General features: G+C 58.9%; 19 protein-coding genes. 8 read left to right on the top strand and 11 right to left on the bottom strand.

What is annotated here, in order from left to right; translation table 11 throughout:
• Positions 1-7: 7 nt before the first annotated feature.
• The 6 genes from ACFOTD_RS07940 to ACFOTD_RS07915 form a co-directional block, all read right to left on the bottom strand.
• Positions 8-1,441 carry an HD-GYP domain-containing protein gene (locus ACFOTD_RS07940; RefSeq protein ID WP_378117458.1) on the bottom strand — a complete coding sequence of 478 codons (1,434 nt, stop codon included), beginning with the start codon at positions 1,439-1,441 and terminating at the stop codon, positions 8-10.
• Positions 1,442-1,535: 94 nt separating this feature from the next.
• On the bottom strand, positions 1,536-2,390 hold the full coding sequence (locus tag ACFOTD_RS07935; RefSeq protein WP_378117456.1) for a DUF817 domain-containing protein: 855 nt from the start codon (positions 2,388-2,390) through the stop codon (positions 1,536-1,538).
• Positions 2,387-2,608 (bottom strand): helix-turn-helix domain-containing protein, encoded by a 222-nt coding sequence (locus tag ACFOTD_RS07930; RefSeq protein WP_378117454.1) that lies wholly within the window; start codon positions 2,606-2,608, stop codon positions 2,387-2,389. Before ACFOTD_RS07930 ends, ACFOTD_RS07935 begins: the two co-directional genes overlap by 4 nt.
• A 10-nt stretch (positions 2,609-2,618) precedes the next feature.
• Complete coding sequence (locus ACFOTD_RS07925; protein ID WP_378117452.1) at positions 2,619-3,092, bottom strand: DUF2975 domain-containing protein; 474 nt, start codon at positions 3,090-3,092, stop codon at positions 2,619-2,621.
• Between the two features lie 158 nt (positions 3,093-3,250).
• Positions 3,251-4,012 carry an SDR family oxidoreductase gene (locus ACFOTD_RS07920; protein ID WP_378117450.1) on the bottom strand — a complete coding sequence of 254 codons (762 nt, stop codon included), beginning with the start codon at positions 4,010-4,012 and terminating at the stop codon, positions 3,251-3,253.
• 19 nt (positions 4,013-4,031) lie between these two features.
• On the bottom strand, positions 4,032-4,400 hold the full coding sequence (locus ACFOTD_RS07915) for a MerR family transcriptional regulator (RefSeq protein WP_378117448.1): 369 nt from the start codon (positions 4,398-4,400) through the stop codon (positions 4,032-4,034).
• A 157-nt stretch (positions 4,401-4,557) separates the two neighbouring features.
• Between ACFOTD_RS07915 and ACFOTD_RS07910 the strand changes: the two genes are divergently transcribed.
• Both ACFOTD_RS07910 and ACFOTD_RS07905 read left to right on the top strand, forming a co-directional pair.
• On the top strand, positions 4,558-4,962 hold the full coding sequence (locus tag ACFOTD_RS07910) for a DUF6855 family protein (RefSeq protein ID WP_378117446.1): 405 nt from the start codon (positions 4,558-4,560) through the stop codon (positions 4,960-4,962).
• A 48-nt stretch (positions 4,963-5,010) separates the two neighbouring features.
• Positions 5,011-6,942: an AraC family transcriptional regulator gene (locus ACFOTD_RS07905; protein ID WP_378117444.1), complete on the top strand. Its 1,932-nt coding sequence runs from the start codon at positions 5,011-5,013 to the stop codon at positions 6,940-6,942.
• Between the two features lie 786 nt (positions 6,943-7,728).
• Here the strand turns inward: ACFOTD_RS07905 and ACFOTD_RS07900 are convergent.
• Complete coding sequence (locus ACFOTD_RS07900) at positions 7,729-8,313, bottom strand: TetR/AcrR family transcriptional regulator (protein ID WP_378117442.1); 585 nt, start codon at positions 8,311-8,313, stop codon at positions 7,729-7,731.
• A 235-nt stretch (positions 8,314-8,548) separates the two neighbouring features.
• Between ACFOTD_RS07900 and ACFOTD_RS07895 the strand changes: the two genes are divergently transcribed.
• From ACFOTD_RS07895 to ACFOTD_RS07880, 4 genes are all read left to right on the top strand, one after another.
• Positions 8,549-9,454: an SDR family oxidoreductase gene (locus tag ACFOTD_RS07895; RefSeq protein WP_378117440.1), complete on the top strand. Its 906-nt coding sequence runs from the start codon at positions 8,549-8,551 to the stop codon at positions 9,452-9,454.
• Between the two features lie 488 nt (positions 9,455-9,942).
• Entirely contained in the window at positions 9,943-10,290 is a 348-nt protein-coding gene (locus tag ACFOTD_RS07890) for a YciI family protein (RefSeq protein WP_378117438.1), read from the top strand.
• Positions 10,291-10,295: 5 nt separating this feature from the next.
• Positions 10,296-11,546, top strand: a complete 1,251-nt coding sequence (locus ACFOTD_RS07885) for an RNA polymerase sigma factor (protein ID WP_378117436.1) — start codon at positions 10,296-10,298, stop codon at positions 11,544-11,546.
• A gap of 179 nt (positions 11,547-11,725) precedes the next feature.
• Positions 11,726-12,676, top strand: coding sequence for an SGNH/GDSL hydrolase family protein (locus ACFOTD_RS07880; RefSeq protein ID WP_378117434.1), 951 nt, complete (start codon positions 11,726-11,728; stop codon positions 12,674-12,676).
• Between the two features lie 298 nt (positions 12,677-12,974).
• Here the strand turns inward: ACFOTD_RS07880 and ACFOTD_RS07875 are convergent, their stop codons facing one another.
• From ACFOTD_RS07875 to ACFOTD_RS07865, 3 genes are all read right to left on the bottom strand, one after another.
• Positions 12,975-13,202 carry a hypothetical protein gene (locus tag ACFOTD_RS07875; RefSeq protein WP_378117433.1) on the bottom strand — a complete coding sequence of 76 codons (228 nt, stop codon included), beginning with the start codon at positions 13,200-13,202 and terminating at the stop codon, positions 12,975-12,977.
• Positions 13,203-13,440: 238 nt separating this feature from the next.
• Entirely contained in the window at positions 13,441-13,866 is a 426-nt protein-coding gene (locus ACFOTD_RS07870) for an NAD(P)H-binding protein (protein ID WP_378117431.1), read from the bottom strand.
• Between the two features lie 23 nt (positions 13,867-13,889).
• Positions 13,890-14,351 carry a MarR family winged helix-turn-helix transcriptional regulator gene (locus ACFOTD_RS07865; RefSeq protein WP_378117429.1) on the bottom strand — a complete coding sequence of 154 codons (462 nt, stop codon included), beginning with the start codon at positions 14,349-14,351 and terminating at the stop codon, positions 13,890-13,892.
• A gap of 158 nt (positions 14,352-14,509) precedes the next feature.
• Between ACFOTD_RS07865 and ACFOTD_RS07860 the strand changes: the two genes are divergently transcribed.
• Positions 14,510-15,478, top strand: coding sequence for a quinone oxidoreductase family protein (locus tag ACFOTD_RS07860; RefSeq protein WP_378117427.1), 969 nt, complete (start codon positions 14,510-14,512; stop codon positions 15,476-15,478).
• A gap of 109 nt (positions 15,479-15,587) precedes the next feature.
• A complete protein-coding gene (locus tag ACFOTD_RS07855; protein ID WP_378117426.1) occupies positions 15,588-17,462 on the top strand; it encodes an S-layer homology domain-containing protein in 1,875 nt (624 codons plus the stop codon).
• A gap of 49 nt (positions 17,463-17,511) precedes the next feature.
• Here ACFOTD_RS07855 and ACFOTD_RS07850 read toward each other — a convergent pair whose 3' ends face one another.
• Positions 17,512-18,657 (bottom strand): response regulator, encoded by a 1,146-nt coding sequence (locus ACFOTD_RS07850; RefSeq protein ID WP_378117424.1) that lies wholly within the window; start codon positions 18,655-18,657, stop codon positions 17,512-17,514.
• Position 18,658 lies beyond the last annotated feature (1 nt).

Raw genomic sequence — 18,658 nt, 5'->3', positions numbered from 1 at the left:
TTATCATTTACACAGACTTATGCGTTCGGTCGCCTTCATCAGGCACGAGCAACTGGCCGCTCTCGCACAGCCGGACAAAGGCCGAGACGCAATCGGGATCGAAGTGCGAGCCGCTGCCTTCGACAATGACCTGCAGCGCGCGTTCCTGCGGCCATGGCTCGCGGTAGGATCTTCGCGAGGTCAACGCGTCGTATACGTCCGCAATGGCAAGGATTCTGGCGAGCAGCGAGATCTCCGTGCCTTTGAGCTTGTCCGGATAGCCCGTTCCGTCCCACTTTTCGTGATGGTGGCGGATGACGGACAGCTCTTCGCTCATGAAGCCGATATATTTGCACATCTCGTAGCCGACCACCGGATGCTGCTCGATGACGAGCCGCTCGTTCGCATCCAGCTTTCCCGGTTTATTCAGAATCTCGCCGGGGGTCTGGGTCTTCCCGACGTCATGGATGAGTCCGCCGCGGGCGAGCGCCAGCAGCATCTCCGCATCCAGCTTCATGGACTGCGCAAGCTGCAGCCCGTACATGGCGACGCGGTAGTTGTGGCCCGCCGTATAAGCATCCTTCGTCTCCGTGGCGACGATCAGATCCTGCATGCTGCCGGATATGCTGATACGCAGCTTATCTTGCGATGACTGCCGATTCTCCTGCTGGAAGGTCTGCTTCACCGCGACGTTCGACCGATACTGGGCGATAATGCCATACAACAGCAGCAGGGCCGATGCGGCGAGGACGACGTGATACAGCCACCAGGCGAGGGTCCACATCATGGTGCTGATCATGAAGCATTCCGTGATCGCCAGCAGCACGGAGCCGAATACGATGGCTGCATGCAGCGGAAACTGGACGACCCGGAATTGCTGATAATATCGGATGGCCGCGAAAATGAACAGGAGGACGGTGATCGCCGCCATAAGGTAGTTCAGCGGCTCGATGTCGATCGGAATGAATTCGGAAAGGTCGGGGTTCACCAGCGCCGCGACGTTCAACAGGACGATCAGCGTCACCCAACCGACGACGATGCGCCTCCGATGCTTGGATACGCTGCGAATGAAAGGATGGTCCGAAGACAGGGTGGAGAGAAAAATCCAGGCTGCGCAGGTCGTCAACGCGACTTGCGAGGCAACGCCCGCCAGATGGTATTGATCATGGATAATAAAGCCCGGAGTCGATAGCGCGTGGATCAGAAAAAATCCGTTTAATGAAAAGATGGCCAAGGCCAGCATGAGTACGCTCATATCCCGCAGCCGAATCCCCGTCCACCCCAGGATGATCGCGCTGACGGCCAAGGCCAGAAGCGTCGGGGAGATGACGTAGAAGTGGAAACGAGGCAGGTCGTACATGGTTTCATGGCCAGGGAAAGAGGCCAGATACGCATACGCCAAAAGCAGAACGACAGACGTTGCAGACATGATGCTGATCAAAACGCGGGGTGAACGTGGCATAATCGTTCCAACCTTCCCAATTTAAGCTAACTTCCGTTGCCTATAGCCAAAATTCGACACAAAGCGTGTTGAATCCTGCCGGCGGCATCGGCGTTTAGCGCTTAAATCGGGAAGAGAAATTACGCGGGACGGAGGCGTCGGGAAGCCGCCGCTCCTTGACCTGCTTCAGCGACGCGACGATGAGAAAGCTGATGATGACGAGCAGCAGCCAGGAGCTGATCTTGCCGAGCGAGACGAGATGCCAGGTATCGGATTGATTGGGATATTTCCAGGCATTGAAGAAGGTGGCGACGTTCTCGGCGATCCAGATGAAGAAGCCGATCAGCGCGAAGGTGAGGACAAGCGGCATCCGGTACCGGCGCCGGCCGACCTGATAGGTCACCCAAGCCTGCCGGAATACGATCAGCACGAGGGCCGACAGCCACCAGCGAAGATCGAACCAATAATGGTGCGTAAAAAAGTTCAGGTAGATGGAGGCTGCAAGCGGGACGGCGAGCCGGAGCGGCGGCCAACCTTCCAGACGGACATGCAAGCGCCGCCACGCCTGGCAGAGATAGCTGGCTACGCTGGCATACATGAATCCGCTATAGAGCGGAACGCCGCCTATTTTCGCCCAGCCCTCCCCGGGATACGACCAGGACCCCATATGCACCTTGAACAGCTCCAGCGCGAGGCCGATCAGATGGAACACGGTAATGACCTTGAGCTCGTCGCGCGTCTCGAGTCCGGCGAGCAGCATCCATGCCTGCATGGCCAGGCAAATAAGGAGCAGCCAGTCGTAACGGGGCAGCCAGGGCAGGGAAAATTGCTGCGTTACGGCGAGGGAGACGAAGATGACGACGGGAAACACGCAGGACATGGATTGCACCCAACCGAAACGCACGAGCTGCCGTATACCGCGGGGAAGGCCTGCCGTATCGGCCGCTCTCCTCAGACTTAGAAGATTCATTGCTCATCCTCCTCTTCATCCGTGTATTCAAGAATATCGCCGGGCTGACACTTCAATGCTTTGCAGATGGCCGCGAGCGTCGAGATCCGGATCGCCTTCGCTTTCCCGTTTTTGAGGATGGAGAGATTCGCCATCGTGATCCCGACCCGCTCCGACAGCTCGGTCACGCTCATTTTTCGCTTCGCCAGCATGACATCGATGTTGATGACAATCGCCACAGGATTCACCTCAGATCGTTAATTCGTTTTCCGATTGTATATCGATGGCGTTCTGGAGCAGCTTCTGCAGCACGGCGGCAAAGACGGCGATCACGAAGGCAGAGAACGCGACGACCAGGCCGATGGCGAGGACGCCCGGCGCGTCGTCTTTGTCGGCGATCTGGTAGAGAAAGGGCAAGCAAGCGATATACAGGAGGCTGATCGCGCACGCGCAGTATTTGATGACGTGGAGCGCGCGGACGGACAAGGCCGAGAACGCGCTGTTGTCGTCGATATAACGTAACAGGCTCATCGCCTGGACCAATGCGACATAAAAGGGAATTGCCGAGGCATACATGCAGATGAAGAGAGGCAAGTAGGTCCACATCGGATAATTCGCGGTCGCATCTTCGAAGGTCGAAGGCAGACCGACGACGCACAAGGCAAGAACCGCGATGCCAATCAGGAATATGACCGCCCGCAGCATGAGCGTTTTCCGTTTCATTTCCAGCACCCCGCTTATGTATGGTGAAGTGATCTTAGCATGGAATTTATCGATTTACAATAAATTATTTTCGATTTGGAACATGTTTTTGTTGAGAAAAAGCCCGGCCGCTCCGGCGCATGCCGAAGGGCAGGGCTTTTTACTGCCGCCGCTATGTCTTATTCAATCGCGTTTTTCGTAGACTCGTACATCTTTTCCGCATATTGATCGATCTCGTCCCGCGACATGCGCAGACGGCCGACCGAAGTGCCGTAGCCGATCTCCGCCAGGCCCGCTTCAAGCCCCTGAAAGATGCCGTCCGCAAAGGCATCCAGGGGCTCTCCGTGAACGTGCAGTCCCGTACCGCCCAGGTCCGTATTGACGGCCGGAGGGGCGACCTCGATCACTTCTACGGAAGTATCGGACAGCTGCAGCCTGAGGCTCATGGTAAAAGAGTGCAAAGCCGCCTTGGACGCCGAATAGATCGGAGCGATGGCAAACGGCGTGAAGGCCAAGCCGGACGTCACGTTGATAATCGCTGCCGCGTCCTTGGCCGCAAAAAACGGGGCAAAGAGCATGGAGAGGTGGAACGGCGCCTCGATGTTGGTGGCGATCTCTTGGCTCAGCGCCGTCCAATCGTTTTTCGCATCCGCCTTCAGCACGTTGAAGCGCTGTTGAATCCCTGCATTGTTCACCAATACGTTGACTTCCGTATGGTTGGCGGCGATCCATTCGAACAAAGACGTGCGTTCGGACGCGACAGCCAGATCGCATACGCGAGTGATGAGGTCGGGGTATTTCTCCTTGGCTTCCTGCAGCGCTTGCTCGCGTCTGCCGCAGACGATGACCCGATTGCCCGCCTTCATGAAGCGCTCCGCAAAAGCGAGGCCGATGCCGGCGCTCCCGCCCGTGATCAGGATCGTATTGTCCGTGAGTCTCATGCGATTTCCTCTTCTCCGTTTATTTTCGTCCGAGCTGCTTGGTATACCGGTCGATCTTATAATCAATACCCTTCAAGCTTTCCGTCATCAATGCCATCTCGTCCAGCACGGCTTGCTTATGGTTGTTCATCATCTCGAGCCTGCGCCCTAGCGTGCTCTCCCCCTCTACGATCCAATCCACGTACTGCTTGATGTCGCTGATCGGCATATGCGTGTTTTTCAAGCACATGACGGTGCCGAGAAGCGTCATCTGATTTTCCGAAAAGATTCGTCTCCCGGCTCTGTCGCGCTCGATTAAAGGCAGCAGTCCCATTTTCTCGTAGTAACGGATCGTGGAGTCGGGAATATCGAGCTCGGCCGATGCTTCGCTGATGGTACGGTATGTCATCCGGAGGCCTCCAAGTTAAGTGCAATCATGTCGACAACAATAGGATACGACTTGAAGTATGGTTTAAGTCAACAGGAAGAAACGCAGCGTTTGTTGCGGACATTCCGATGGGATACACTATACCAAAAGCATAAACAAACGGACGGAGGCCGAATCGGTGTCGACATTAGGTATGAAGGAACATCCATGGAAACTCAAGACGCCGCCGCAGACGTCCGAATACGAGATGTACAAGGACGAGAAGGACGGCAAGGAAATTCTCGTCTGTACGGTGGGCAAGACGGTGTTGCATTATGAATATCGCTGTCTGGCCGACTTGCATGCGATGCTGCGGCAGCACGGAGACTGGATCGAGCTGGGCAGCGCGGACGAGCAGAAGCCGGCGAAGGAAGGCACGGTAGAGGCGTGGGCCCGCTCGGCGGACAATCCGGTCGGCGGCTGGTACGGACTGAAGAAGGGTTTTCGCGGGCGATTCGGCATGTATATCCCTCCGCTCATGGAGGAGCTGGGTCTGGCAGAGGTCGAGCATCACCCGAGGAACAATCGGATGAAGGCGATTTAAACTTATAGCCAAGCAGGGAACAACGACGTGGAGGGGGAGTCGCGCTGTATGGACATCAATCAGCAGATCGCGTTATGGAATCATGCCGATTGCAAAGTCGTGGACGTTCGCCGTACCACGATCGGAGCGGGCGAGTCCATCCTCGGCTACCGCGTGCCCTCCAGTCTGTTTCTGATGTCCGTACGCGGCGATGCCGTAGCCCGTCTGGACGGCGAAGCTCACCGGATGCTGCGCATCACCGTGCTTCATGCAGGCAAAGGCGCCGTGCTCGATCTCGTTGCGGGCAGTGCGGGACTGGATTACTATAGCGTTTATTACAAAGCGGTCATAGGCTCTTCCGGCCAGTCGGAGCTAGCTGAGTTTACGGAGGGGGGGCTATCCGCCGGCCGGACCTATAGCGTCGCGCCGGACCATCCGGCAGCGCTGCATCGGATCGCGGCCGATATGTTCCGGGCTTGGGCGAAGCCGCAGCCGCTAGCGCGTTTGCGCGTCCGGACGCTGCTCTATCAGTTCGCGCACGAGCTGCTGCAGCAGATGGCGGAGCATGGCCAACGCTCGGCCAAGCGAGATCTGGCTTCCCGGGTCGCGGCCATCATTCACGAACATTATGCGGATACGATCACACTCGAATCGTTGTCGGAGAGCCTGAATTATAGCGTTCCCCATTTATCGTCGTACTTTAAGCTGCGGACGGGACTCAGCCCGATCGACTACTTGATCAAGGTTCGCATCGATAAGGCCGCTGCGCTGCTGCTCGAGACGGATGCGACGCTGAGGGAGATCGCGGCGGGCGTCGGCTATCAAGATCCGGGCTATCTGGGCAGGCTGTTCAAAAAGTACAAGGGCGTTTCCCCTATTCGTTATAGAGAGGCGTATGCCGAAAAGAAGAAACGAGCAGATCGTCCTGCCATAATCATGGGATCCTCCATTGTCCCGCCCGATCCGTTTCCATATACTGATTTTGATGATAACGATTATCAGTATCAAGGTAGCAGAGAGGGAGATCTCATGTTTAAAAAGGGAAGGCCGACGCTGGCATCGGCACTGCTGTTAAGTCTCATGCTGTTGCTCAGCGCATGCGGCTCGAACGGCGCTGCGACGGAGACGGCCGCTTCGCAGTCCAATCCGAGCGAGGCGCCGGCGGCTTCGGCGGAGCCGCAAACTAAAAAGATACAAACGGTCAACGGCGAGGTGGAAATCCCCGTCCATCCGCAGCGAATCGTGGCAGGCGAGTATCTCGGCAGCCTGATCGCGCTGGGCATTACGCCGGTCGGCACGTCCGATCATCATATTAAAAATCCGTATTTTCAGGAATATTTGAAAGACGTAACGAACATCGGAGAGGGAAACGGCAACGTAGAAAAGATCTTGGCGCTTAAACCGGATCTGATCATCGTCGATGATTTCTATCCGGAGGTGAACGAGCAGTTGGCTAAGATTGCGCCTACCGTCGTCATCCCGTACGCTTCGCTAAAGACGGTGCACGAAGAGGTCGCTTATTTCGGCGAGCTGCTGGGCGAAAAGGAAAAGGCCGACGCCTGGCTCGCGGACTACGACAGCCGTATCGCGAGCGCCAAAGAACGCGTTTTAAAGGTGGTACCCGGGGACAGCACTTTCTCGGTTATCGAGCTCAATGGAAAAGAGCTGATGGCTGTCGGAACCGACTACGGCAAAGGCGGACAGCCGATCTACAACGGATTCGGGTTCAAGCCCCCTGCGGCGATCGCCGCCGAGATGGCCGATCCGGGCTGGGCTGCGTTCTCTGCCGAGGCATTGTCGAAATACGCGGGAGACTATATCGTTCTGACTTCCGATTCAAAGACGCTGGACGATATCAAGGCGGATCCGATCTGGGGCTCGCTGCCTGCCGTCAAGAACAATCATGTGTTTCTATGGACCAGCGCCCGCTCAGGCTACTGGGACCCGATCGCGATTCTGAGTCAGACGGAAGAGTTGGCCGATTGGTTGACAAGCCAGTAAGGGGCGGCAAGCTAATTGCCGAAAACAGAAAACGCGAAACGAACGGAAGCCGAGGACGAGAGGCTTCCGTTTTTGCTGTGAGGATCATTCGAAAGTATAAAATTGGGCGGCCACTCACGGAAAGGTGAGCGCGCTCGCTTTCGGCGTGCCGGCGCTTTTCGGTATTTTGCGGGTCGCGGGTCGCGGGTTGCGGGGCGCGGTTTTGCGGTTTGCGGTTTTGTGGGTTGCGGGTCGAAAAGCCTGCATTCGTACAGGTATTTTCCGCTGGTGCGCGATACTTGATGGAATGCCTGCAAATATGCAGGTAAATGCAAAGCACAAGCCGGAAATTCGGCTGATAAAGAGAAATGCCTGCGCATTTGCATCTATTTTGTACATAAAGGTCCGAAAACAGAAAAAAAGATGTATATTTGCAGGCATTGCGCCGAAAGAACGGCGCTGGCGGCGATACGCGGGGTCCATCGGAACGGCTATCGGATGAGCCGGCGCTAGGCTTGCCTCGCGAATCCGGTTTCGGATATCGCCAATCCTTAAAAGGAAAGTCAAGGCGATTTACGAGACCGCTGAGAAACTGCTGACTTCAGAAAAATGATAGATTTAAGGGGGACAAGATGTCTTCCTGAACGCGGAACGAGCCTTAGAAGCGATTCTAGAGGCTCGTTTTCCATTACCTACCTATGCTGTTCCGTACCATTATCCGGACTTTTTCAGTGGCCTCGCAATTTGCCCCTGTCGGTTTTTTTCATGCGGATTGGAGTCGGTCCGTACGATGCGTTGCTGAGCCGATCAGCGAGATCGCCTAGCCTGCAGGTCTCGGACGAAGTCCTCGGCCAATCGCCGGGGGGAGAGCTGGGCGGGCTCGCGTCCGCTCAGAATCCAGAAGAAGGCCGGACCGATAAGCAGTGCCGTAGCCTGATCCGGCGGGAAGGGCAGCGCCTCCGCTCCGAAGGCGCGCTCGATTACGACCCGGGCGCTATCGCCGAGCGGATCGTTTGCGGACAGCAGCTTGGCCACGGCACCGTCGTGCTGCGCTTCGCCAAGAAGCGCCCGGTAGGCGGCGCCGGCCGGCGAATGCGCGAGGAAGCGCACGAGCGCCTCTAAGTAGGCGATGAGTTCCGCCAGCGGCGAGTCGGCGGAGGCGATCGCAAGTTCATGCTTGGCATCGATCGCGCTGGCCTCGAACAGGATCTCCGCCTTGCTGGACCACCAGCGGTACACCGTCTGCCGGGACACACCGGCGCGTTCGGCAATGCCTTTCATCGTCATCTCCGCATAGCCGATCTCGACCAAGAGGTCGTCGACCGCATGCAGCACTGCCGTTCTGGCTTGCTCGCTGCGGGGGCGGCCGCCAACTGAATTTTCTTTTTCCATGCCTCCACTATACAGGGGGACCGCTTTCTTTGTCCATGTCTCAGGCGGGCGGACATCCTGAGCGCGGGAGGCTAAATAAATTCGTTGCTGGACACTGTGTATCGAATCTTGTATATTATGAGACATAGTGTCTCGTTAATGGCGAAACTGGCGCCATTTTAAGCGCGGTTTCTAACGGTGCGAGCGCCGTAAATGAAAAGCCGGCCCGCCGAAGGGCTGCAAGGGGGCAACATACATGCGTGTATTTGTAACGGGAGCAACGGGGTGGATCGGATCCGCCGCCGTGGATGACCTGTTGGAGGCGGGCCACGAAGTCGCAGGGCTGGCACGGTCGGAGGCGGCTGAGGCGTCGCTCCGCGCGAAGGGAGCGAAGGCCTTGCGCGGAGATCTCGACGATCTCGATTCCCTGCGCCGCGGAGCGACTGAAGCGGATGCTGTCGTCCATCTGGCCAACAAGCACGATTGGGCGAACCCGGCGGAGTCGGACCGTGCCGAGCGGGCCGCGGTGGAGACGCTTGCCGAGGCGCTGGCAGGCAGCGACCGTCCTTTTCTGGTTGCGAACGGTTTATCGGATCTTGCGCTGGACCGGCCGGCATTGGAGACGGATCCATCGCCTGCCGTCGGACCGGGAGCCAGACGGGGCGGCACGGAGAACCTCGCGCTAGACTATGTCAATCGCGGCGTACGGAGTGTCATTGTCCGATTCGCGCCGACGGTTCATGGAGCCGGGGATTGGGGCTTCGTCAACTTTCTGATGTCCGCCGCGCGCAAGCATGGCGTATCCGGGTATATCGGCGACGGGTCGCACGCGTGGTCCGCGGTGCACCGTTCCGATGCAGCCCGGCTTATCCGGCTGGGGATCGAGCGGGCGCCGGCCGGGTCGCGTCTGCATGCGGTCGCGGAGGAAGCGATCTCCACCCGAACGATCGCCGAGGCCATCGGCAGCGCGCTCGGCATCCCGGCGGTCTCGGTCGCGCGGGAGGAAGCCGGTCCGCATTTCGGCTTTGTCGGCAGATTTTTCGGACTGACGATGTCCGCCTCCAGCGAGCGCACGCGCGAACTGCTCGGTTGGGCGCCGACCGGTCCTACTTTGCTCGATGATCTCATAGCCGGCGCATACGGCAAAGCCGCAGCGCGATGAGCAATGAGAGATTCGCAGTCGCTTTGGGCGGTATGCGGTCCGTAGCCAGGATCTCGTCAGCGCCCAAGGCGTCACAATCGTCGGCCCGCGCTGACGGCTTGCTTCCGGACGCATCTGACGTCGAGCGTCCGACAGCGCGAGCCGATGCCGCGTACGGGCGCCGAGGCGAATCCTTCTGCGCCCCATGAATCTGACATTGGTAATGCGAAGCTGCTCCATTCCTCCTAGGATGGAGCAGCTTTGCGTTATTCTAGGCCCTGTTGAGTCGCTTGCTGCGATCTCGCGGCGTTTTGTTATACTTAGGAAAATGCAATGAAAAATTGCAACGGATGATGGCGATGAGAGGCCAGGCGTCCGGTTCGTTTCCCGAGAACGACGGAATTTCTTTAAAAAATGTGCCGGCATTTTTTCGGATATGTAGAAATCGTGCAAGCCGAAACGACAGACTTATGTAACTAAAATCCTGCGGTCTACAGGAGGCTAATCGTATGAATTACACGCTGTTGTTTTATGAAACGGAAGAGGACTTCGCTGCCCGAAAGGACCCGGAACGCCAGGAAGCCTATCTGGCAGGCTGGACGCATTATGTTCATGCGCTGCGGGAGTCGGGGATCGTGGTGTTCGGCTCTGGATTGTATGCGCCCGAGACGGCCGCGACCCTGAAGCGCCGCGGTGGGGATCTGCTCGTTCAGGACGGACCGTTTCCCGAGACGAAGGAGCAGCTTGGCGGGATCTTCGTGATCGACGTGCCGGATATGGAGACCGCGTTGGAATGGGCGGCACGGGGGCCGGTCGACACGGCGGAGGTCAGGCAGAACATTCCTGCGCTGAAGTAGCCCGGATGGAATCGCATCGAATCGTCGAACAGACGGCGCGCGAGGCATATGGCCGGCTGCTCTCCTACCTGACGGTTCATTGGCGCAATCCGCAGGACGTGGAGGATGCGCTCGGTGATGCCTTTCTGTCGGCGCTGGAAGCTTGGCCTAAGACAGGCATTCCGGATAAGCCCGAGGCTTGGCTGGTTACGATCGCCCGCAGGCGGCTGATCGATCGCGCCCGCCGCGGCCGGGTCTCGGCCGAGGCGCTGCCGACGCTCCTCGCGATGTCGGAGAGGGCCGGGCATTCGAGTGCGCCGTCCGGCGCCGAGCTGCAGGACGAACGGCTCGCCATGATGCTGCTGTGCGCGCATCCAGCAATTGATCCGGCGATGCGTACGCCGCTCATGCTGCAGACGGTGCTGGGGATGGATGCGGCACGTATCGCATCTGCGTTCATCGTCAAGCCCGCGACCATGGGCCAGCGCCTGACTCGGGCGAAGGCCAAGATTCGCGCCGAGCGCCTTACGTTTGAAGCGGCGGACGCGGAGGATGCGGCAGAAATTGCGGCGCGTCTTGACTCGGTTCTGGAGGCGGTCTACGCCGCTTACGGGAGTGGGTGGGGCGAGGAGGCCGGCACCGGAGCGCCTGCGGGGAGCTTGGCCGGGGGCGGGTTGTCCGGGGAAGCGATCGAGCTGGGCAGGCTGCTGCTCCAGTTCGTGCCGGGGGAGGCGGAGGTCTACGGCTTGCTCGCGCTGATGCTGCATTGCGAGGCCCGCCGCGAGGCGCGGCATGACGAAGCGGGGGAGTATGTTCCCCTCTCCGAGCAAGATTGCGCCGGATGGGATCGGGGCTTGATTGCGGAGGCGGAGCGGTTTTTGCATGCGGCTGCGCACGCCGGACGAATCGGGCGGTTCCAGCTCATGGCGGCGATTCAATCGGTTCATGCCCAGCGTCTGCGGACAGGGCGTACGGAGTGGGAAGCGATCGCGCAATTGTACGAAGGACTTGTCAGCGTGCGGCCCACGCTGGGTGCTTATGTCAGCCGCGCTGCTGCGGTCGCGGAGGCTTACGGTCCAGATCGCGGGATGGTCCTGCTGGCGTCGATCCCGTCCGGGGAGGTTGCGAGTTATCAGCCCTATTGGGCGCTTGCCGGTCATTTGTACGCGCGGCTGCATAGGCTTGACGAAGCGCGCTCGGCATACGGCCGGGCGATCGGACTCAGCGCGGACGAGGCCGTTCGGCGGTTTTTAAGCCGCCGGTTAGCCGAGCTGTGAATGCAACGCGGACACAGAAAAAACAGAACTCTACAGAAAAAGCAGAACCCTTTTGGAAGAACGCCGAAGGCAGGTGTCTCTAGAGGGTTCTGTTCTGTGCCGCAATCCTCGTTTGAGCGTTCGTTCGCGTGTATAATGGCGTTGACGATATCATTCCTTGCGAGAGTTGGGAGTTAGCCATGGAACCCTTTTACGGGAAAGACAAACCGCTTCCGGAAGAACTTAGAATCGCGTTCCTCGGAGACAGCATTACCGACGATGGCACGTACATCGCCTATTTGGATGCCTACTTTCGCCGGCACGCCCCGGCTTCCCGGATCGAACTGATCAACCTGGGCGTCAGCAGCGAGACGGCTTCGGGCTTGAGCGAGCCCTTCCATCCGTTCCCGCGGCCGTGCGTGCACGACCGGTTGGCGCGGGCGCTGGCCGAGACGCGGCCAGACTGGGTGGTCGTCTGCTACGGCATGAACGACGGCATCTATCATCCGCTGTCCGAGGCGCGGTTTGGCGCCTACCGGGCCGGCCTTCTCCGGCTGCTCGGCCAGATCCGGCAGGCGGGCGCCAAGGCGATCGCCATGACGCCGCCGCCGTTCGATCCGGCGTCGCTGCCGGATGGGGCGAAGCGGCTGCTGCCCCAAGGCCTGCCAGAGTCGGCGTACAGCTACGAGACGCCCTTCGCCGATTACGAGTCCGTACTGAAGCGGTACGCGGACTGGGTGCTGTCGCTCGGAGACGAGGCCGCGGACGCGGTGGTGAGCATCCACGACGAGCTGCTGGCGCACATCGCGGCGGAACGGGCTGCGGATCCGGCTTACTTGTCGGGAGACGGCATCCATCCGTTTGCGCCGGGTCACGCCGTTATGGCGCAGTCGCTCCTGCGCACGCTGTTCGGCGTCTCGCCTGAGCATGCTCGGGCACTCGCTGCCGAGCTGGACGGCTCGGCGTACGCTGAGCTGATCATGCAGCGGCACCGGCTGATGAGCGCAGCCTGGAAAGAGCATGTCGGGCATACCAATCCGAACAAAGCGGAAGGGGCGCTGCCCTTGGCGGAGGCGAGAGCTGCGGCGCAAGCGCTGGAAGCGCGCATCCGGGAGCTGGCGGCAGACTCTAGTACTCCGGCTATACCGTAACATCCTAATTCGTGTCCGACCGTGTGCCGGGAGAAGTATCGGCCAGCGACACTTGGCAATAACCGGCGGCCGATGCCTTAGCGGAAAAAAGTTCCGCAAAGGTGCGAGTAAGCGGGACTGGCTGGTGCGATAGCGGAAAAGAATTCCGCTAAGGTGCGAGTAAGCGGGGCTGGTTGGTGGGATAGCGGAAAAGAGTTCCGCAAAGGTGAGTGTAAGTGGGGCTGGTTGGTGGGATAGCGGAAAAGAGTTCCGCTAAGGCATCCGGCGCGACCGAAGCGATAGCGGAAAAGAATTCCGCTTATTTTGCCACACATGCGCCAGAACGCCACGAGAGGCGGACACCAGATCCGTTATCTTCGCATTTTCGCCGGATTACCCGGCCATGCAGCAGCAATAACGTACCGAGTGTCCGCAAAGTCGCGTAAATCGGTGGTTTTGGAGTAAATAACGGATTGTCTGTCCGCGCTTGCACCAGCACGAGAACCAGCACGAGCACCAGCACCAGCACGAGCACCAACACCAACATCGCACCCGCGGCGCCACTTCACTTTCTTACTTTGGCTATTTCCCAGATGGCTTTTCCTTTAACTTTAAGCAGGCCATCCTTGTCTCTCTTGGCGGCATTCAACATCGCTTGCGCCAATATTTCCGTCCGCAGCGGCTTTTGGGAGCGGAGCAGTCCTAATTTGTTTAGAAACGGCAAGATTTTCGATGCGGCGACCTCTAGTGCCCGATCGCTATTTTTCCGGACCAGTAAGGGCGGGTTAAGTATAGTCAACCGTGCAAAACCTAACGCCTTTACGGCTTCTTCCAGCTGTCCGCGAATAAAAGTTACGGGAAGCGGGCGATGCAAAGTCGGCCGACACCAGCACGCAGGCAGGGACGCCGTTTTCACTGGCGGCTTTAGCAAACGCGTACTGGTATTCGTAATCGATTTTCCATTGCGCTTCCTGGCTCCCCGCGGTCTTAAGGGTCGTCCCCAAACACGAAAACAAGACATCTCCTTTAACCAGTTCGCCCCACTGGTCCGGGTTATCAAAGTCGATCACATGAACCTTTAGTTTCTCATGCTGAATACCTGGGTTACGTCTCACGAAAATATCGACCTGCCGGAAGGCATTATCCTGTAGCAGCAAGTTCAGCAAGTCCGCGCCTGTAGCGCCTGTAGCTCCGATTACGATGGCTTGCATGGCCCGACACCTCGTCCTCATTTTCAGCCTTGGTTTTGTTGGAATGGATTTCCTAAAATTTTGGCCGCCAGGGCGGTGAATTGTGTGCGCTCGGCCGGGGTTATGCCGGCCGCGGCGTCCAGAATCTGCCGCTCGATCTCCGCGCCGGCGGTCTGCACGAGCTGCCGTCCGGCGTCCGTCATCCTGACGTTGAAGCCGCGCCGGTCGTTGGGCGTCGCCGTGCGCTCCACCAGTCCCCGGCGCTCGGCCCGGTCGACGAGGCCGGTGACGCTGGACTTGTCGAGGCCCAGGTGCCGGGCAAGCTGGAGCATGGTCGGCTCCCTGTCCCTCAGGATGCCGAGCAGGCGAATCTGAATGACCGACAGATCGTGCTCGGCGCCGATTCGGCCAAGAATCGCCTGAACGAGGAACGATAGTTGCACCAGGCCGTCAACGATGGACAGATCGCCATGCCGGCCGGAAGCTTTGTTGTTCAAGAGGTTCACCTACGCTTCTCTACTGTATGCACACATTGTAGCACAGCGGCCATTGACTTTGTACGTGAAACAAACTAAATTGTTTGTAAGGCAAACTAAATGCGCTGAAGCCGGAAAGGGCGACACTTAAGCGTATGGAGAAACTTAAGCGGATGGAGGCAATCATTATGATGCATGCAGCAATCGTACGTTCTTTTCAATCGGCCCCGACGTACGGAACGATCGAGACGCCGCAGCCGGCGGGCGACCATGAAGTCGTCGCCGACGTATTGGCCGCGGGCTTGCACCCTCGCGTGCGGTCGCAGGCGAACGGGTCTCACTATACCAGCAATGAGGCGCTGCCGCTCATTCCGGGTATCGACGGCGTGGCACGGCTACCGGACGGCGGCATGGTTTACTTCGTCGCGCCCGATACGCCATACGGCACGATGGCCGAAAAGTCGGCGGTAGATCTGCGACGCAGCGTGCCGCTTCCCGAGGAAGCTGATCCCGTCACGATTGCCGCCGCGATGAATCCCGCCATGTCTTCGTGGGTGGCGCTTCGGCGTCGACTGGACTTTCAGCCTGGCATGCAGGTGCTCGTGCTCGGCGCCACGGGCAATTCCGGGCAAATGGCGGTCCAGATCGCCAAGCTGCTTGGCGCGAGCCGGGTGATCGGCGCGGGCCGTGATTCGGACCGCCTCCGGAAGCTGGCCGCGCTGGGCGCGGACGAGGTGAATTCGCTGGCCGGCGATCCGGAGGAGGCTGCGCATAGCGTAGCCGTCGCGGCGTCCGAGGTCGATGTCGTCGTCGATTATTTGTGGGGCAAGCCGGCCGAGCTGACGATGCTCCCCCTGCTCAAGCGCAGATCGGATCGCAGCCGGACGCTGTCCTGGATTCAGATCGGTTCCGTTGCGGGTCCGGCGGCCGCGGTGCCTTCGGTCGCGCTGCGTTCCGCCGACTTCCGCCTGATCGGCAGCGGCCAGGGCTCGGTCACGACGGAGGGCTATCTCGCCGAGTTCCCGGCGCTGATGGACGCGATCGCTTCCGGCAAGCTTCGGGTCGATGCGAAGCCGGTGCCCCTTCACCAAGTAGAGGAAGCTTGGACTGCGCCATCCGATCCGGAAAAGCGGATCGTGTTGGTCCCTACGATCTAGCAGCGATGGAAAGTAAACCCTAGGAAAATATGTACAGTCAAAACAAGTCGTGCTATTATTTTTCGTGGCACTATTTTCCTAACTCATATGCCTAAGGAGAGAAAGCGACTTGTTTAAGAAATGGTTCGCCTATGCTGCTTCAGCCCTACTGGCCGCCGCACTTGTCATTCCCGGATTCGCCGCCGCAGCGGACGATACCTCGTTCAAGGACGTAGGGGGGACGTTCTGGGCCAAGGATGAGATCAATAGCCTTGTCCAGATGGGCGTCTTGAAGGGCTATCAAGATAATACATTTAAGCCGCAAGCGCCAGTGACGCGCGAAGAGTTCGCGAAGATCATCACGTCGGCGTTCTATCTGGACCTTCCCGCGTCGGATGCGCCGCAGTCCTTCGTCGACGTAGGCAGATCGCGCTGGTCCTTCGCTCCGGTCGAAGCGGCCAAGGACTTTCTGACCGGCTATTACCCGCCGAGCGGCAAGGCGTTTTTCGACCCGACCGGCAAGGCGACGCGCGAGGATGTCGCGGTCGCTCTCGTAAAGACGCTGGGCTATCAGCCGGACGAATTGCAGGACGCGGATATTCTGGATCGTTTTTACGACTCGGAAGACGTCTCGCCGAATCTGGAGACTTATGTCGCAATCGCGGTAGAAAAGAAGCTGCTGACCGGCTACAACGATTACACGCTCAAGCCGGGCAACAGCGTTACGCGGGCGGAAGCCGCATCTTTGCTCTACCGCGTCATTAAAAATTCCGCGACAGACAGCGGGAACGCGCTCACTTTAAACGTCGACGCGCCGGAAACGATCAACGCCCCGACCTTCTATATTACGGGCGATGTCACCAAGGGAGCGGAAGTCACCATTAACAACGAAAAAGTCGAGGTCGTCCAAGGCGCATTCCGTGTCGGCATCCGTCTCGAGCAAGAAGGGACCTACACCTACACGATCTCCGCCAGAATGGCCGGCGGCAAGACGGAATCCGTCACGAAGAAGGTGACCTTCGAGAAAGGCGCGCCGACCCTCGAGGTCAAAGGCGTGCCGGAATCGTCGGACAAGCAGTCGATCACCGTGTCCTGGACGGTCAAGGACGCGAACGACAGCAGCCCTAGCGTTTACCTGAACGGACGCCAGCAGTACGGGAACTCCGCGACCGTCGCGCTGGAGGAAGGCGACAACGTCATTACCGTGAGAGCCGAGAACGCGGCCGGCAAGTCTGCCGAGGTCACCAAGCATGTCGCGTTTACAAGCGGCGGTCCGGTCCTGACGGTTGCGGACCTTCCGGAGACGACCGACAAAGAGACGATCACGGTCCGCTGGACCGTAAAGGATAAGAACGATACGTCCCCTCGCGTCTACGTCAACGATCGTGAGCAGTACTATAGCGACTCGACGACCGTCACGCTAAAAGAAGGCGTAAATACGATCGTGTTCAAGGCGACGAACGATCTCGGCAAAAGCACGACGGTGACGAAGACGATCACGTTCAGCGTGGGCACTTCCGCGTTAACCGTTGGCGATCTGCCGGCTACGACGGACAAGGACTCGGTTAACGTGACTTGGTCCGTTAAGGATACGAACGATTCGAGTCCTCGCGTCTATCTGAACGACAAAGAGCAGTATTACTCGACCTCCGCCAACGTAGCTCTCGTGCCGGGTACGAATACGATCACGGTTCGCGCCGTCAACAAGCTGGGCAAAGAAACGACCGTCACGAAGACGATCGCATTCGAGCCGACCGCGCCGACGCTCACGCTGCTTCACGCGCCGGAGACGACCGCCTCCAGTTCGATCTCGATCAGCTGGACGGCGTCCGACAAGAACGATACCTCGCTTAAAATGTACGTCAACGACAAGGAAGTTTACTACAGCACGAGCTATACGGCTACCTTGCAGCCAGGAGAAAACAAGTTCAAGATTACCGCAACGAACAAGTACGGCAAATCGACGGATGTAATCTACACTGTCACTTACACGCCGGCAGCATAAAGGAATGGCCCCCTTCGTCTTGTTGAAGGGGGCCGATTTTTAATAGGCGTCATACCAGCCGCCGGTACAAGTCAACGACCTCCGCCGAAGGCTGAATGCCTAGCTCCTGTTCGAGCAGCTCCTCGTACCGCCTGAATCGGGCCTGCAGCGAGCTTCGGTCCCGGGCTGCCGCCAACGCCTCGAACAGCAGCAGGTTCGCTTCCTCGTCCAGTTCGTTGCGCAGCACGAGCTTTTTGGCGATGGGCATGGCCAGATGCAACCGCCCGCGGTCCATCAACCCCCGGCTCAGGCGCCTCGCGAACGTCTCATACAAGTCGCTCAGCCGCTCCCGCTCGGCAATCGCCCATCCATAAGGCAAGTTCTCGAACAAATCTCCGGTATACAGCTCTTCGAGGGCGATCGCGGCCGCTTCGTTGCCCGCGTCGATCGTGTGGAACTCGGACAGCCGGTCCTCGAATGCGATAAAGTCAACGCGAGTCCGGTCCAGGCGCAGCCGATAATGATCGCGATCGGTGATCAGGATGTCTTTCATGCCATGCGCGGACAGCGCCTTGCGAAGCTGATACACAGCCGTGTTCAGATAAAGGTCCGAGCTTTTTAACTCCCGTTCGGGAAATACGTCTTCGAGCGTCCGAATCTTGGCGGCAGCATGGCCGCGGTAGAGCAGCAAGTAGGCGAACAGCTCCCTGCTTTTCCGGGAGATCCATTTGACCGCGCCTCCCGCTTCGCTGCCGACCCGCAGCCCGCTCAAGGCTTCTATGGTCAGTCGCGGCTGGCTGTCCGTCTCTGCCTTTAATTCTTTCTCCGCACCTGCATGACCGGCATCGGCCTTTTGCGCCTTGGCGCTTGCGGCTCTCGCGACCGTCTCGGCCAGGCGCTTCCCGGAGACGGGCTTAACGATATAGTCAAGCGGGTACACCTCGAACGAATCCAGCGCATATTCCTTATGGGACGTCACGAACACGATGTCCAGCCCGGCATGCATCCGCCGCAGTTCCTTTGCCAGCGTCAATCCGTCGTCCTCCGCGATCTGGATATCGATAAAGGCGAGGTCCACGCCATGCTGTTCCGCATAAGCGATCGCTTCAACGGCGCTGCCCAGCATCGCGGCATTCGCTACGCCTGCCGTTCGGGACAGCAGCAGCCTCATCGCCGTCAGCATCGCCGGTTCGTCGTCAATCACGATGACTTTCATC

Source organism: Cohnella sp. GCM10012308 (assembly GCF_042649185.1).
Lineage (GTDB): Bacteria > Bacillota > Bacilli > Paenibacillales > Paenibacillaceae > Cohnella.
The sequence above is the reverse complement of the archived record's forward strand: the minus strand, read 5'-3'. Positions and strand labels throughout refer to the sequence as shown.